At 55.2% G+C, this 15,641-nt stretch carries 15 protein-coding genes and 1 tRNA gene; 10 read left to right on the top strand and 6 right to left on the bottom strand.

Annotation, left to right across the window (positions count from 1 at the left end; genetic code table 11):
* Positions 1-49 precede the first annotated feature (49 nt).
* The 5 genes from A6070_RS12470 to A6070_RS12450 form a co-directional block, all read right to left on the bottom strand.
* A complete protein-coding gene (locus tag A6070_RS12470; protein ID WP_072286069.1) occupies positions 50-445 on the bottom strand; it encodes a hypothetical protein in 396 nt (131 codons plus the stop codon).
* Complete coding sequence (locus A6070_RS12465; protein WP_072286068.1) at positions 439-849, bottom strand: hypothetical protein; 411 nt, start codon at positions 847-849, stop codon at positions 439-441. The genes A6070_RS12470 and A6070_RS12465 overlap by 7 nt, the downstream gene beginning before the upstream one ends.
* A gap of 41 nt (positions 850-890) precedes the next feature.
* A complete protein-coding gene (locus A6070_RS12460; protein WP_072286067.1) occupies positions 891-1,391 on the bottom strand; it encodes a JAB domain-containing protein in 501 nt (166 codons plus the stop codon).
* An 85-nt stretch (positions 1,392-1,476) separates the two neighbouring features.
* The gene (locus A6070_RS12455; protein WP_072286065.1) at positions 1,477-1,878 is read right to left on the bottom strand and encodes a YkvA family protein; all 402 of its coding nucleotides are present in this window, start codon (positions 1,876-1,878) and stop codon (positions 1,477-1,479) included.
* Positions 1,879-1,928: 50 nt separating this feature from the next.
* Complete coding sequence (locus tag A6070_RS12450; RefSeq protein ID WP_072286064.1) at positions 1,929-2,282, bottom strand: hypothetical protein; 354 nt, start codon at positions 2,280-2,282, stop codon at positions 1,929-1,931.
* Positions 2,283-2,829: 547 nt separating this feature from the next.
* Between A6070_RS12450 and A6070_RS12440 the strand changes: the two genes are divergently transcribed.
* The 3 genes from A6070_RS12440 (at position 2,830) to A6070_RS12430 (ending at position 4,614) form a co-directional block, all read left to right on the top strand.
* Positions 2,830-3,306 (top strand): hypothetical protein, encoded by a 477-nt coding sequence (locus A6070_RS12440; protein WP_072286060.1) that lies wholly within the window; start codon positions 2,830-2,832, stop codon positions 3,304-3,306.
* Between the two features lie 6 nt (positions 3,307-3,312).
* A complete protein-coding gene (locus A6070_RS12435) occupies positions 3,313-4,173 on the top strand; it encodes a tellurite resistance TerB family protein (protein ID WP_072286059.1) in 861 nt (286 codons plus the stop codon).
* A 171-nt stretch (positions 4,174-4,344) separates the two neighbouring features.
* Positions 4,345-4,614, top strand: coding sequence for a hypothetical protein (locus tag A6070_RS12430; RefSeq protein WP_158515880.1), 270 nt, complete (start codon positions 4,345-4,347; stop codon positions 4,612-4,614).
* Between the two features lie 643 nt (positions 4,615-5,257).
* Here the strand turns inward: A6070_RS12430 and A6070_RS12425 are convergent.
* Positions 5,258-5,334: transfer RNA gene (locus A6070_RS12425), tRNA-Pro, on the bottom strand.
* Between the two features lie 231 nt (positions 5,335-5,565).
* Between A6070_RS12425 and A6070_RS12420 the strand changes: the two genes are divergently transcribed.
* The 7 genes from A6070_RS12420 (at position 5,566) to pstB (ending at position 15,600) form a co-directional block, all read left to right on the top strand.
* On the top strand, positions 5,566-6,912 hold the full coding sequence (locus tag A6070_RS12420) for a histidine kinase (protein ID WP_072286057.1): 1,347 nt from the start codon (positions 5,566-5,568) through the stop codon (positions 6,910-6,912).
* 293 nt (positions 6,913-7,205) lie between these two features.
* Positions 7,206-7,898: a response regulator gene (locus A6070_RS12415; RefSeq protein WP_072286056.1), complete on the top strand. Its 693-nt coding sequence runs from the start codon at positions 7,206-7,208 to the stop codon at positions 7,896-7,898.
* A gap of 2 nt (positions 7,899-7,900) precedes the next feature.
* Entirely contained in the window at positions 7,901-9,676 is a 1,776-nt protein-coding gene (locus A6070_RS12410; protein WP_072286055.1) for an ATP-binding protein, read from the top strand.
* Positions 9,677-9,851: 175 nt separating this feature from the next.
* A complete protein-coding gene (locus A6070_RS12405) occupies positions 9,852-10,853 on the top strand; it encodes a PstS family phosphate ABC transporter substrate-binding protein (protein ID WP_083558469.1) in 1,002 nt (333 codons plus the stop codon).
* Between the two features lie 112 nt (positions 10,854-10,965).
* Entirely contained in the window at positions 10,966-13,194 is a 2,229-nt protein-coding gene (locus tag A6070_RS12400) for an ABC transporter permease subunit (protein WP_072286054.1), read from the top strand.
* Positions 13,195-13,205: 11 nt separating this feature from the next.
* Positions 13,206-14,804: a phosphate ABC transporter permease PstA gene (pstA, locus tag A6070_RS12395; protein WP_072286053.1), complete on the top strand. Its 1,599-nt coding sequence runs from the start codon at positions 13,206-13,208 to the stop codon at positions 14,802-14,804.
* Positions 14,805-14,817: 13 nt separating this feature from the next.
* Positions 14,818-15,600: a phosphate ABC transporter ATP-binding protein PstB gene (pstB, locus tag A6070_RS12390; protein ID WP_072286052.1), complete on the top strand. Its 783-nt coding sequence runs from the start codon at positions 14,818-14,820 to the stop codon at positions 15,598-15,600.
* Positions 15,601-15,641 lie beyond the last annotated feature (41 nt).

The following is a 15,641-nucleotide window of genomic DNA, read 5'->3' as shown; positions in this document are numbered from 1 at the left end:
CGGTAATCGGATGATTGTTTGGAGATGAGGGAGGGGAGAGATTGGATTTTTACTGAATGTCAGTGTATTTACGCAGCCAGTCCAGCACGTGGCCGGGGACCCAGGGGAGGTGGGGTAACAGGTGGGTATCTCCAGTGTCATCATCCACAGCAACGAAAACTGCGAAGTATTCGCCTGTCTCAGTGACGATTTGCTCCACCTGTTCGGCTATCGGCAGGCGATACGACTCCCCGGGGATGGTGTAAAAGAGGCCGTGCGATGGGTTGAAAAGATCATCGAAACACTGGTGGACGATGAATCGACCGCCGTCAAGGCTTGGATCGCGATCAGGATATTCCTCTTCCAGAGTTCGCAGGGTCGGCTCCATATAGTCGAGTAGCTCAGGATGAAGCCGCTTCGACTGGCGCAGTTCGGTCAAGTCTTTAACGCTGGCAATGATCAGCACGACAGTTCTCCTTTCGGAAGCGGCAGGAAGCGCCTATTGGTCTCCGACTCAAGTACACTCCTAAGGCGTTGGTCGAGCCAGGGACCGTCAGGGAGGATGAGCGCCAGAGTCCGGTCGTTGTCGAGAGGGATGACTATCTCGTAAATCGTCCGACCGTTTTCATCGAATGCCTCTACGTAGTCAAAGCTGCCCCGCTCGCTGTCAATGATCTCAAAAAGTCCTCTGGGGCCAACCTCCGGAATCTTTGAGATATCATCTCTTTCTTGAATCACCATGATGTATCCGTGGACTTTTGGATTGTAGCGACCGTCCTTGCCCTCGAAGTGGACCATGCGTTGAACAGCCAGTTCTGGGATCGTGCCTCTTAAGTTGAGGGCTTGCCGTGCCGAAGTCAGTCGGATCATAGATTTTCTCCGTGTCGTTGATAGTATTCGAGAGGGATGAATTACATCTGCCCCCGGTCGGCGAAGGAATGGAAGTCGGAGCCACCGAGGACTAAGTGATCGAGTACGCGGATGCCGAGCAACTCACCGGCCTGCTGCAGTCTTTTGGTGATCTCCAGATCTTCGCTGCTTGGGCTCGGGTCTCCGGAAGGGTGGTTGTGCAGGAAAATCAGGGCGGCAGCCGAGGAAAGCAGGGCAGACTTGAAAACTTCTCTAGGGTGGACCATGGCGGCACTCAGGCTACCGATGGAGACTATTTCCAGGCAGATCAGGCGGTTCTTGCTGTTGAGGTGGAGAGCCAGGAAATGCTCCTTGGTCTCCCGGGAAAGGAATCCGAACAATTCAGCGATTTGAGCCGAAGAGGAGAGGGCCATGTTGTCCAGGTAGTCCGCTGCCACTTCGGCCACCTTGAGGGACTCGTAGATAGGACGAATTACCTTTAGCCGCAGGGCGCCACGCTTCTTGTGGTCAACTTCGGGGCCGAATAGGGTTTCGATAGTCATGGTTCTGCTCCATGGAAAAATAAAGGACCACTCCCCGGGAAAGAGGAGTGGTCCTTTGGTGTTGAGTCACGGAATTCGGGAGGGATTACGTTGTCGTTTGGGGCTCTTTTTCAATTAGACTGGCAGGCATCTTTTTAAGCGCTCGGGCACGTATGTCTTCGGTGACCAGGGTGTCCAGGCTGGCCAGGACGTATCCCATGGCGGCGAGGTCGTCGATGAACCCGACGCCGGGAATGAGGTCCGGAATCAGATCGAACGGCAAAATCAGATAACCGAGTGCGCCGATGATGGTTCCCCGGACCCACAGCGGGGTTGCTCCATCGAGGAGCAGCTCCCTCAAGAGCAGCGCTTTCTCAAGCACTTGTCTTATGGATGACCGGGGAATGGTCTGGAGTTTTCCCCAGAAGCTGGTTTCACTGTAGTGTTTGCCGTAAGACTCTACGTTCTCGGGAACAGGTGGTTGCTCGGCGTTGTTGGTGTCAGACATAAGTAGGTTCCTTGATTGAAAGGGTTGTCGGTTGGTATCGGTCGGGGACATTAGAGTTGATCGAGGAGCCAGGTCCGCCACTTATCGTCGAGCCATTCGGCGTCGGGAATGACCAGGGTGTCGCAGCGGGAGTTGTTACGGACCACATACGCGATGAAGTGCTCTTCTTCGGGATGGTGGAGGATTTTCTCGAATGGTAAGGCCATCAGAGGTGTCCCGAATGTTTTAGCTACCGATAAATCATTGTCCGTCTTTTGAAGGAGCCACACGCTGCCATCGTCGTCGGGGTTATAAGCTGGTCCGGCAATTTCCTGCTCGCCGCAAAGTGCGCGACGCAAGGCGCCGAAGACACCGCCCTGCAGTTGGGATTGCCGGAGCTCTTTCATGGTCGTAAATCGTTTCACTGAAGCCTCCTTAGTGTTAGTGGTGATCATCACTAAGGAAGTAATATGTGTTTGATTTTCGGGTTATTACGGGGGAGGGGCTTGGCAGGGACATACAGGCTGTTTCAAAGGATCCCTTCCAATCAGGCATAGACGCGACAAAATGGCGAATGTTTTGTCGGGGTTTCTTGGCGCACGGAGAAAATTGCTTTATCCCTGAGACTATTCGGGCAATTTTTTCGTATCCCCTCCAGTGGACCTATGTGATGGAAGCTTTGAAAGAGTTTTTCGTTGAGGGCAAGGTCGACTCTTTCAAGGGCTTTTTATTGACACCGTTGGCCCCAGGTTTGTACTTCCCGGCAGGTTGTCAATAAATTCAGCGGAAGCGCGACTTGAACGATAAGCTTGGTTTTTGCCATGGCACAGATTTGATGCAACTGGTAAGACAAATTGGCATTGATATGCTATAGATAAGGGCCTGGTTGACAATGGCTCATTTGAGTGGTTTTAATATGAGGATGCGCCCAGAAGTAAAGAGTGCTATTTGGGGCTTTAAGGAGGCTTAGTGATGAAATTGATAGGCATCGATCCCAAGACCGGCAATGAAGTTAACGTCCAGGTCGATAGAATTGAAGGCAGTTTTTTTGAATCGATGAGGAGTTTTGAGATGTCTGAGGATGCCATTAAGCGTCTGATTGACAAACTCGATATCTCTGCTGATGCCAAGTCGCTCCTCTATACCTTTTCAAAGGCGACTATTAAGGCAGGTGAGTATGTCATCAAGATTGGCCGGAAAATTCTCGATTATGTCTGTCTAGTATATCGAGAATATCCAAATGTCACGTTCGGTATCGTTTTCGGCGCTATCCTTGGTGCGCTGATCTCGGCAATTCCGTTTCTCGGGATTGTCTTGGGTCCAATTGTTACTCCCATTGCCATGGCTATCGGGTTGGTCGGCGGTCTTGCTCTAGACGTTCAGAATAAGGTGATTGAGCATCAAATTACTAAAATTGTTTCCTCTTTTGCTCCCCTTTCTGCGAAGTGATGCATTATGAGTGGTAATAGGCTGAATAAATGGTTTGAGGGCATTGAGACTGTCGTCGCAGAACCTTTGAAGTTTAAGGCAAAGCTGGCAATCGGAGAAGATGCCTATACCTCATTGCGTCTGAAGAACGCCACCTTTAAGCTATGGGATGTAGCAGGAGCTGCAAGTTCGGCAATGGCTGTCGCCAAATCATCAGCTGTAGCATCAGCTTTCTTTGCTCCGAAGGGCATTTTGGCATTAGGGGGCTTATTTAGTGCGGCGACAACTCCGATTGGCTGGGTTGTAGCGGCTGGGGTATTGGCTGGTGGTGGTTGGATAGGGATCACCAGTTACCTAAAGAACGCCACAAGTAGCAGAGTGACGGTCGTTCCGAACTTTATTAACACGCCAATGGATGTGCTTGCTTTGGGACTTTTTGATTTAATGGCTCCCTTGGCACTCAAGGTCGCATTGATTGATGGGGAAATTGATGCGGAGGAGAGAAATACAATAAGCTCATATTTTGTAGAAAAGTGGGGTTATAGCAATAATTTCGTTTGCGAAGGTATGGCTTACATCGAGAGTAGGCTGGTGGATTTTTCAATCAAAAAAGTTGCACAGTCGCTTGGAGAGTTCAAGAAACAAAATAAAGACTGCAATTCCAAGGAAATGTCCCGTGAAATCGTGTGGTTTCTGACAGAGGTTATTGAGGCGGATGGTCGTATCGATGAGCGGGAAGAGATGGCGCTTGAAAATGTTCAGAAAATTTTCGATGAAGCCGATCGGTTAAGCTTAAAAAAATTCACTAAAGACGGGATTAGTTCCTTCTGCGGTGTTGCAAAGAAAATCCCTCTCCCGAAAGTTTTAAACAAAAAAACAAACGATTAAATGGATGCAGCATTTTAAGCGTAAGTTTTTGAATCTGTCGGTATAAGCCAACTGGCGGTTTTTTGATTTTAATGGAGAGGTGCAGGGTTAAAAAGTCATTCCATATGTGGTTCTCAACCCCTATGGTTTTCGCCTAGGCGTTAACCAGTCAAAATGGAGGAAATAATGTTTGTGTCTATTCATTCTTACTCAAACGAAAGCTGGGACGGGAAAACGTACAAAGTCCAATCTGAGGCTTTCGACATTGAAAAGGAGAATAATGAAAAAATAAAAATAACTGCTTCAAACTACGAAGTTCCAAATACTGGAGCCAAGGGTGGCATATGTATTGAGCGCCATCGCGATTTAATTATTTTACTTTCAAATAAAGAAATCGCAAAGATTGCGCAATTTGCTATCGATAACAATATTCTTGAAATGAAAGCGGCGCCCAAAGAATAATTGGATAACAATTGAACAGATTGGGGGTCACTCCTCATGTTTACCATAAATCATAATTTCCAAAATGCCTAACACCCCAACCAAGTTTCCATTGGTTGGGGTGTCTTGCATTATGTTCTGAATTCAGTCCTGACTTATCTAAGATTTATCAGATGGTTTCCATGGCTATAACTGGCCGCTGCTTTTTGTTAATAGCTGGCGGCTGGCGTGAGATCAAGCGGTCCAAATACTAGGGCAGGGCCCCGTCATTTGAAACCTGCAGTGCCTGGGTGGATGTTCTGATCCCTCCCAAAATCTGTTCTTTCCGATCATCCGGACTTCCCGGGTATCCCGGACGCTTATGCTGGGTTCTTCCGCAACCGGGGCCTGCGCCCCGGAAGAAGCCCGGAGCTGTTTTGGCGTACCGGAGGCCGTAAGGTTGGCTGAAAGGATTGGGAAGGGTTGGTTCTAACCCTCTGAAAAAGTATATGAAAAATTACCTGTCGGGTCTTCCGGTTGGATGGAACGGAAGTGTCGCGGAGAAATGCCAATGGGCAAAAGGGAAAAAGGTGCGAGGACCGGAGGAAGACCGGAGGCTAAAAATAAAAAGCCCCACTCCCTGTTAGGGGGTGGGGCTAACCGTTTTCGGGGAAACGGAAATCTTTGGTCGGGATGACTGGATTCGAACCAGCGGCCCCCTGCTCCCGAAGCAGGTGCGCTACCAGGCTGCGCTACATCCCGTTTTGAATGGACGCAAATAACTAACATGGCCCGGCGCAAATTGCAACCTAAAATTTCCCTCTGGCCACACCGGCACGGAGTTGCCGGTCAAGGGAGATAACAGGAAAATAGCCGTCCTTTAACCATGCAATAACATGGAGTACGCATAGTCCACTCGCCCGGTGAGCGGATCGTGCCGCAAGGCGCAACCTTCCAATTTTGTGTTTTTGCATGACGAAAGGAGTACCAACCGTGAAAAAATGGCAAGTTCTGGCTGCGGCCCTTTTGGGGACGGCCCTGGCAACCCCGGCCATGGCCTTCGATGTGGAGTGGCACGGGGATTTGAACAACCGTTTTTCCTACAGCGATCAGGCCGATGTGTCGGTACGTACCGTCAAGGATAGCGCCAAATACGTCAGCATTGGCGGTGCCAGCAGTTTTTCCAGCCTGGCTGACTCGGGTTTGACAAAAAAGAGCGAAAATGACAGCGACTTTTTTGGTGAACTGAAGTATCGCATGACGTTGCAGGCTTCTGATGACGAAAAAAGGGTAAAGGGCGTGGTCGGGTTCGAATTCGGATCGTCCAAGTTTGGCGGCAGCGGCGCCGATTTCGGCGGAGATGACAACGTGTTCGAACTGCGATGGGCCTACACGGATTTACAGCTGCCGTTTGATCCGGCGTCCCGGCTGATTGTGGGCTTGCAACCGGTGACTTACAACGAGTTGCTCTGGTCGGACAATGCCGCCGGTGCCAGGTGGGCACGCAAGAGCGGTCCCTGGGCCTATTCGCTGGGCTGGTTCCGCAATGACGTGGCCAGCAATTCATCCTCGGGCGGAGATGCGAAATCCGACTACGATGATGCGTATGCAGCGGACCTGACCTATACCTGTGAGGGAGGTAGTGCGCTGAATGCCTTTGTCGTTTTCATGGACGCCGGAAAAGTCGATACCGATGTTAAAAATGTCGTCACCAACGCCCAGGATTCGGAAATCTGGCTGGGCCTTTCCGGTACCGGCAAATGGGGAGCCGTATCGGCTACCGCGACAGGTATTTATCTGGCCGGCGAACTGTCCGCCGATCAGGGCGATTATGACCGCAGCGCCTTTCTGTTCCATGGTCAACTGGATTACACCGTCGGTAAAAACACCTTCATCCTGGGCGGCATGTATGCTTCTGGCGATGACGATCCCAACGATAACGATCTGGAAAACTTCGATGTCATAGATATTTCCACGTCCATGTTCGGCTCGGTCGTTATCTTCGACAACTACGCCGACGACAACTCTTTCAGCCAGGCACCCTATCTTTTCGACCAGGGTTACAAGCTCATCTATGCTGGCCTGACCCACAAGCTGAATAAAAGCACCAAGCTGTGGACCCGATATCTGTGGCACAACACCGCTGAAGACACCTTGCTCGGTGACGACGAAATCGGCCACGAATTCGTGCTCGGTGCCAGCTATGTCATCATGAAGGGACTCACCGCTGATATCAACGTCGGTTATCTTGCCGGAGGCGATGCCTGGGATGCCATGGGCAGCGATGGCGACAGCGACGATGTATTCCGGACCGATGCCCGCGTCCGCTTCAAGTTTTGATAGCGGTTCCTCCATCCCTCAAGCCCGGTCCTCTTCTCATCCCTCCGGACCGGGTGGTTTTCCCGCCGTTGGCCATCCGCTTTGCGGATGGCCCTTTTTAGCTTGTATTCATCCTGAAACTCCGGAGGGATGCAAGCTTGTCTGTACCCGCAGTCAAGGATGCTCTTCGATAATTTTTTATGGTCGATGCCTGGCGTGAGCGGCGCGTGCGTATAATCTAATACGAGCCTAACAATTGTGGGGTAGAGATGCTGGAGATGGGGGCAACTGAGAGGGAGGAAAGAATTTCTGCCATGGCGAAAAAACACATTCTGGTGGTCGAGGACGAGGAGGATATCCTCGCGCTGCTGCATTACAATTTGTTGCGGGAAGGGTTTCGCGTCTCCCTGGCCGCATCCGGTGAAGAGGGACTGACGGTCGTCGCCGAGGACCCCCCGGACCTTGTGGTGCTCGATTTGATGCTGCCCGGCATGGATGGCCTGCAGGTTTGCCGCGCCCTGAAGGAAAATGCCGATACCCGGCAGATCGCCGTGGTCATGGTGACAGCCAAAGGCGAGGAAGCGGATGTGGTTGCCGGTCTGGAACTGGGTGCCGACGACTACGTTACCAAGCCGTTCAGCCCCAGGATTCTCATCGCCAGGATTCGCTCGGTGCTGCGCCGCAGGGAAGGTGTCGAGGAGGCCGCCGCAGACAAGGTCGTGCTGCACATCGATGATCTGGTCATTCATCCGGGACGCAATGAAGTGACGGTGGCTGGCGTCCCCGTCGATCTGACGTTTACCGAATTCCGGGTGCTGCATTTTCTGGCCAGTCGCCCGGGGTGGGTGTTTACCCGCTATCAGATCGTCAATGCGGTGCGGGGCGATGATTATTCGGTGACCGACAGGGCGGTCGATGTGCAGATTGTCGGCCTGCGCAAGAAACTGGGGGAATGCGGAAAATACATCGAAACCGTGCGGGGGGTAGGTTACCGCTTCAAGGGGTGATTATGCGAAGAAGGCCATTGTTCTGGCAGATTTACCCGTCTTACATCCTGGTAATTCTGCTGGCGATGATTGCGGCGTACTGGTTTTTTTCCCGGGAATTGCGCCTGTTTTACCTGAACGAGGTCAAGTCGGATCTCGAAATCAGGGCGGTGTTGTTCGAGGAGCGGATCCGCCCTTTGCTGCTCGCAAAAGATGAGGTTGCGCTCGACCGCCTCTGCAAGGAGCTTGGCACGCGAGCGGGCACCCGCTTTACGGCCATCGCTTTTTCCGGTGAAGTGGTTGGCGATTCTCTCGAAGATCCGGGCAGAATGGAGAATCATGCCGGGCGGCCGGAGGTGTCGCAAGCGTTGCGCGGCCAACGGGCGGACATGGTGCATTTCAGTCGCACCCTGCAGCAGAACATGATGTATGTGGCGGTGCCGATACGCAGTGGGGATCGGATTGTCGGTGCCGTGCGCGCTGCCCGGGCTGTGGAGGATATCCACTGGAACCTCGAAAAAGTCATGCGCGAGATCGTTTTCAGCGGTCTGTTGGTCGCATTCGCCGCCGCAGTGGTCGGCTGGTTTCTGTCACGCCGGCTGAGCCGACCCCTGGAGATGATGAAGCGCGGTGCCGAGGAATTTGCCCAGGGCCGCTTCTGTAACCGGCTGCCAGCCACGGGGTCCCGGGAGATTTGCGCCCTGGCCGGCGCCATGAACCTGATGGCTGCTCAGCTCGACGATCGTATCCGCACCATTAGCCGGCAGCGCAACGAACAGCAGGCGGTTCTGACCAGTATGGCGGAAGGAGTTCTGGCGCTCGATAACGACGAGCGCATCATTCATCTGAACCGTGCCGCGGCAGAGCTTTTCCAGGTGTCGCCGGAGGCGGTGCAGGGCCGGCGGATTCAGGAAGTTGTGCGCAAGGCCGACCTGCAGCGGTTCGTGGAGCGGGTTCTGACCAGCAGGGTGCCGGTGGAAGGCGACATCCTGTTGCCCGCAGCCACGGGGGATCGCCACCTTCAGGCCCATGGCACGCTGTTGCAGGACGGAGAAGGGAAAAGGCTCGGAGTGGTTGTCGTACTCAACGATGTCACCCGGCTGCATCGCCTGGAGAACCTCCGCAGGGATTTTGTCGCCAATGTGTCCCATGAGTTGAAAACCCCCATAACCTGCATCAAGGGCTCGGTGGAAACCCTGATGGGCGGCGCCATGGATCGTCGGGAGGATGCGGATCGTTTTCTCGGCATCATTGCCAAGCAGGCGGAGCGGCTCAATGCCATTATCGACGACCTGCTCGATCTGTCCCGCATCGAGCAGAACCAGAACGAGAAGGCGATCGAACTGGTGCCTTCGTCGCTGCGGCCGGTGCTGCAGGGGGCCATTTACGCCTGCGATATCAAGGCCCGGGACAAGGGGATCGAGCTGGTGCTGTCGTGTGCCCCTGAAATAACAGCCGACATCAATCCGCCGCTGCTGGAGCAGGCGGTGATCAACCTTGTGGATAACGCCATCAAATACAGCGATGCCGGTGGCACCGTGTGGATCGAGACCCAACGCGACGCAGATCAGGTCACCATCCGCGTTCGGGACCAGGGGTGCGGCATCGGGCAGGAACACCTGCCGCGCCTGTTTGAACGTTTCTACCGGGTGGACAAGGCCCGCAGCCGTCGTGTCGGCGGCACCGGACTCGGGTTGTCCATCGTCAAGCATATTGTTCAGGCCCACCATGGCAGGGTGACGGTTGACAGTGTGCCGGGGCAGGGCAGCACCTTTTCCATTGTGTTGCGCGCCCTGTGAAGCGGACCACAAGGTCTGCAGTGTCGGGATCGTGCCGCATCACGCTTGCGAACTCTTCATGGGCCGCTAATAGGACGCTAACATTTGGCAACCAGAATGACGCTCGTTTCAGACGCAAAAAAGTTTTCCTCGGATCGTCAAAAGCATTTACAAATTGCCAAAAGGAGAAAATGAAATGAGCATCGATGCAAGCAAGCGATGGAAAAAAGCCGTTGGCATGGTGTTGGCCGCTGCGGTCGCGGTGCCGCTGGTGGCGGTGGGCGGGCACGCCGAAACCATCAAGGTGGATCCCGGGCTTGGCGGATACGCCAAGGTGCAGGGTGTGTCGGGCAACCTGAACTCCATCGGTTCGGACACCCTGAACAATCTGATGGCGCTGTGGTCCGAAGGGTTTCGCAAAAACTATCCCAATGTCAATATCCAGGTTGAAGGCAAGGGTTCCAGCACCGCACCGCCGGCTTTGGTGGAAGGCACCGCGCAGATCGGGCCCATGTCCCGCAAGATGAAGCGGGAAGAGATCGAGGCTTTCGAGAAAAAACACGGCTTCAAACCGACCATGGTAGGGGTCGCCCTCGATTCGCTGGCTGTCTACGTCAACAAGGACAACCCGATCGGCAGCCTTTCCCTGTCACAGGTCGACGCGATTTTTTCCAAGAACCGCAAGGGAGGGTATCCCTCGGATATCGTCACCTGGGGACAGGCCGGCCTGACCGGTTCCTGGGCACGGCAGCCGATCAGCCTCTACGGTCGTAACAGCGCATCGGGTACTTATGGCTATTTCAAGGAAAAAGCCCTGTTCAAAGGCGATTACAAAGATATCGTCAAAGAACAGCCCGGTTCGGCCTCCGTCGTGCTGTCGGTCACCGAAGACCGTGGCGGTATCGGTTATTCCGGCATCGGTTACAAAACCTCCGGGGTCAAGGCTATCGCCCTTTCCAAGGAAACTGGCGCGAAGGCATACGCACCCAACTACGAAAATGTTCTGAATGGCCATTATCCGCTGGGCCGCATGCTCTACCTCTATGTGGCCAAGGCCCCCAACAAGCCGCTGCCTAAAAACGTCCAGGAATTTCTGAAATATGTCCTGTCGAAAGAGGGTCAGGAAATCGTGGTCAAGGATGGCTACCTGCCTCTGCCGGCGGATGTGGCAGCCAAACAGCTCCAGGCTCTGAAGTGAGTCGTTTTTCCTGATCGGCAATCCGCCGGATGGCACCTCGCTGAAGCCTGCCGGTCCCGGGGACCGGCAGGCACCATTGCGTTTTGACCGGATTTTCATAGGTAAGGCATCGATGAATCACAAAATCCTCAAGCGGGTAAAACGAAGGGATCGTATCGCGCGGCTGGTCATAACCGTGGGCGGCATGGGCATTATTTGCAGTGTTGTTTTGATCCTGTTTCTTATCGCCCGGGTCAGCCTTCCCTTGTTTTCGAAGGCGCGCGCCGAGCTGGTTGCCCAGTTTCCCCTGCCGGCATCGATGCCGGCAAAGCACCTTGTTGAAGCGGGCCTGGACGATTATCTGGAACACCCCTTTGTGGTGGATCAAAGCGGAATGGTGCTTTTTCTTGCGCCACCGCATGGCGATATCGGTCAAAGAATCAGCCTGCCGCCTCCCACGGCCGGGGCATCGGTGCGCAGCGTCGAGCGCTTCGCCGGGTTATTTTTCGGCGTTCTGTGGTCCGATGGTACCCAGACGCTGGAGCAGGTGCGTTTTACGACCCGTTTCGACGAGCAGGGGCAGCGTCTTCAGGGACAGGAGGTTGTACGCCTGGCTTGCTTCGCGCCCCCGGCTGACGGTGTCGTTTCCCGGGCCCGGGTGCGGCTGGCCGATGACGGTCGGCGCAGCCAGGTAGCTTTGCTGAAGGACGGCCGGTTGCTGGTGCGGCAACAGCTGGAGACTGAGAACCTGTTCGGTGAAACCGAATCGCTGAACCATGCATTTACCCTTTCAGGCTATCCGGACGAAGCGATTACCGCAGTTGCCTTTGACAAAAGCGGACATACCTTTTACGCCGGAACGGATCAGGGTACCCTGCTGCGCTGGGATCTTTCCGAGGCTGGCGACGCCGTGCTCGTGGATCGCTTGCCGGCCTATGCCAGCAGGCGCGCAATTACCGCGCTGGCCCTGGTTTTCGGGGATGTTTCGCTGGCTGTCGGCGACGCCGAAGGCGGGCTTTCCACCTGGTTCCCGGTCAGAGGGTCCGCGGGAGAAAGCCAAAAACATCTGCAGCGCATTCATACCCTGTCCAGCCACCCCTCCGCCGTGAAAACCATCTATCCTTCGCTGCGCAACAAGTCTCTGGTCAGCCTCAATGCCGACGGCGTTCTGCACCTCGATCACATGACCAGCGAGCGTCACCTGCTGCGTATTGCTGCCGGCAAGCCGTTGCTGCACAGCTGCCTGTCATCCGACGGACGGGGATTGTTCGGTATCGATGCCGATGGCATGGCCTACCTGTGGCGCCTGCAAAGTCCCCATCCGGAAGTCAGTCTGAAGACCCTGTTCGGCAAGGTCTGGTACGAGGGTTATGACAGGCCGGCGCATGTCTGGCAGTCGTCCGCCGCGACGGACGATTTTGAGCCGAAGATGAGTCTCACGCCCCTTATTTTCGGCACCGTCAAGGGGACCTTTTATGCCATGCTGTTTGCCGTGCCGCTGGCCATTTTCGGCGCCATTTATACCAGCCAGTTTGCCAATCCCCGCCTGCGCGGCATGATTAAACCGGCGGTGGAGGTAATGGCGGCGATCCCCTCGGTGATCATCGGTTTTCTGGCAGCCCTGTGGTTTGCGCCCCTGTTGGAAAAATCGATTCCGGCCCTGTTCATGAGCCTGGCCTTTGTGCCTGTGTTTCTGCTGGCGTCGATTCTTCTATGGCAGGTCGTCTGTAAACATCCATGTTTTAAAAAGCTCGATCGCGGTGTGGAATTTCTGCTTCTGGCGCCGGTGCTGGTGACCGCGGTGGTTTGCGCCATCAAGCTCGGGCCGGTGGCGGAAGCGGCTCTGTTCGGCGGCAATTTCAAACTCTGGTTGTTTGGCGAAACCGGCATCCGTTACGACGCGCGCAACAATATCATCATCGCTTTTGCGCTGGGATTCGCCGTCATACCGATTATTTTCACCATTGCCGAGGATGCGCTGTCCAATGTCCCGGGCAGTCTCAAGGCCGCTTCCCTGGCCCTGGGGGCCAGTCGCTGGCAAACGGTCTGGCGGGTGGTTCTGCCTTCCGGTAGCCCGGGAATTTTTGCCGGCACCATGATCGGCTTCGGGCGTGCCATCGGAGAGACCATGATTGTCCTCATGGCAACAGGCAATACCGCCATCATGGACTGGAGCATCTTCAACGGCATGCGGCCGCTGTCCTCCAATATCGCGGTGGAAATACCCGAAGCGCCGGTGGGCGGCACGCTTTACCGGGTGCTGTTTCTGTCTGCCGTCCTGCTGTTTGTGATGACCTTTGTGCTCAATACCGTGGCCGAGCTGGTTCGCCAGCACCTGCGGAAAAAATACGGCCGGTTCTGACAGGATCTGACATGAACAAATTCTGGAAAAATGGGGAACCCTGCGTCTGGCTGACCGCCGCGGCGCTTTCGATCACGCTGCTGATGGCTGCGACCCTCATTGTCGTGGTCCTGGTCAACGGGCTTGGTGTGTTCTGGCCGTCACGGGTGGCCACCGCCACCCTGGATGACGGCAGCATGGTCATGGGCGAGATCGTGCGTCGCGAGCCGGTTTATGAAGGCCGGGGCGAACGACTGCAATTCAAGGTCGGCAACCGGGATCTTTACGGACTGGATTTCCGGTGGGTGGATGAGACCGCTATCGCTGATCTCGACTATGCCGGGGATACCCTGGCGCTGGAACGCATGGAGTATGGGAATTTTTACGGACGACTGATCGCCCTGAGCGATGTGGCTCGAACAGGGGTGAGCGGCGCGACGCCGCTGGAGGCCCTGCGCCTTGCGCATCGCCATGTGATGGATAAGAAAAAAGAGCTGGCGGCGCTTAAAGAGCGGGTCACGGCCCTCAACCAACGCATGGACCGGATGGCTCGAAAAGAGCGGGATCTTTTATTCCGTGGCCGCACCGCGCAGGATCCGGCGATTCTGGAACTGGAACGGCAGCAGTCTGTGTTACACCGGGATTTTGAGGAGCTGCTGCAGGTCCAGTCGGAACTGACCGCCAGTCTGCTTGCCCATACGGCCACCTTCGCCGATGTATCGGGGCGCGAAAAGACCCTGCCGCTTCTGGAGCTTGTGCGGTTTTACCGGCCCAATAGCATGTCTTTTTTCAGCAAGGTACGCTACTACGCGGTCCGACTGGCGGAACTTCTGTTTGATGAGCCCCGTGAGTCGAACACCGAAGGCGGACTTTTCCCGGCCATTTTCGGCACAGTCATGCTGATTTTCGTCATGAGCCTGTTTTCCTTTCCCCTGGGCGTGCTGGCGGCGATCTATCTGCGCGAATATGCCCGTGACGGGCTGGTGGTGCGCATGGTACGCATCGCCGTTAACAATCTGGCCGGAATCCCGTCCATCGTGTACGGGATTTTCGGCCTGGCATTTTTCGTCTATGGCATCGGCGGCAGCATCGACCGCCTGTTTTTCCCCGAGCAGCTGCCCACTCCGACCTTCGGCACCGGGGGCATCCTCTGGGCAAGCCTGACGCTGTCGCTGCTCACGGTGCCGGTGGTAATCGTAGCCACCGAGGAGGCCCTGGGCGCCATCCCCAATGGCGTGCGGGAAGGATCTCTGGCACTCGGCGCCACCAAATTCCAGACATTGACCCGGATTCTGCTGCCCATGGCTTCGCCCGGCATCATGACCGGCCTGATTCTGGCCATGGCCCGCGCCGCCGGCGAGGTCGCGCCGCTGATGATCACCGGTGTAGTCAAAATCGCGCCGGCCTTGCCGCTGGATGGGCGTTTCCCCTTTCTGCACCTGGACCGCAAATTCATGCATCTGGGATTTCACATTTATGACATCGGTTTTCAGTCGCCGAATGTCGAGGCAGCCAAGCCCATGGTTTTCGTGACCACCTTGCTGCTGGTGCTGATTGTGCTGGTGATGAGCAGCGTGGCTATCCACCTGCGCAACAAGATGAAAAAACGCTATACTTACGGAACTTTTTAAATCAGGTGAGGCTATGAGTGAAACACGTGCCGTCACGGTGACGGATCCGATCGTTCAGGTCAATGATCTGGCCTTTTATTATGGCAGTTCCAAGGCTTTGCACGGCATTGACCTGGATTTTCCCCGCAATAAGGTTACGGCGTTGATCGGGCCTTCCGGTTGTGGCAAATCGACGCTGCTGCGCTGTCTCAACCGGATGAACGACCTGGTCGACGGCGGCCGTGTCGAAGGCAGCATTCTGCTCGATGGTACGGAAGTAAACACGCCGGCCATGGATGTTATCGAATTGCGCCGCCGGGTCGGCATGGTTTTTCAGAAATCCAATCCCTTCCCCAAATCGATTTATGAAAACGTTGTCTACGGCCTGCGCATCGCCGGGATAAAGGATCGGGCGCTGCTTGATGAAACCGTCGAAAAAAGCTTGCGCCACGCGGCGTTGTGGGATGAAGTCAAGGACCGTCTGCAGGAGTCGGCCCTCGGTCTGTCCGGTGGCCAGATGCAGCGCCTCTGTATCGCGCGGGCTATTGCTGTCAATCCGGAGGTGGTGCTCATGGACGAGCCCTGTTCAGCGCTCGATCCCAAGTCCACCGCCCGGGTCGAGGAACTGATCAGCGACCTGCGGGAAAAATACACCATTATCATTGTCACCCACAACATGCAGCAGGCGGCCCGGGTGTCGGACTATACCGCCTTTTTGTTCGAAGGGGTGCTGGTGGAGTTCGGCGTCACCGAGCACCTGTTTGTCAAGCCGCTGCACAAGCAGACCGAAGACTACATCACCGGCCGCTTTGGATGACCCGCGGTGCCGGGCCGGGGCAGAAAACCGCAAAGCTTTTG

The organism is Syntrophotalea acetylenica (assembly GCF_001888165.1).
GTDB classification, from domain to species: Bacteria; Desulfobacterota; Desulfuromonadia; order Desulfuromonadales; family Syntrophotaleaceae; genus Syntrophotalea; species Syntrophotalea acetylenica.
Note: the sequence above shows the minus strand (reverse complement) of the source record. Positions and strands in the feature narration are given on the sequence as shown.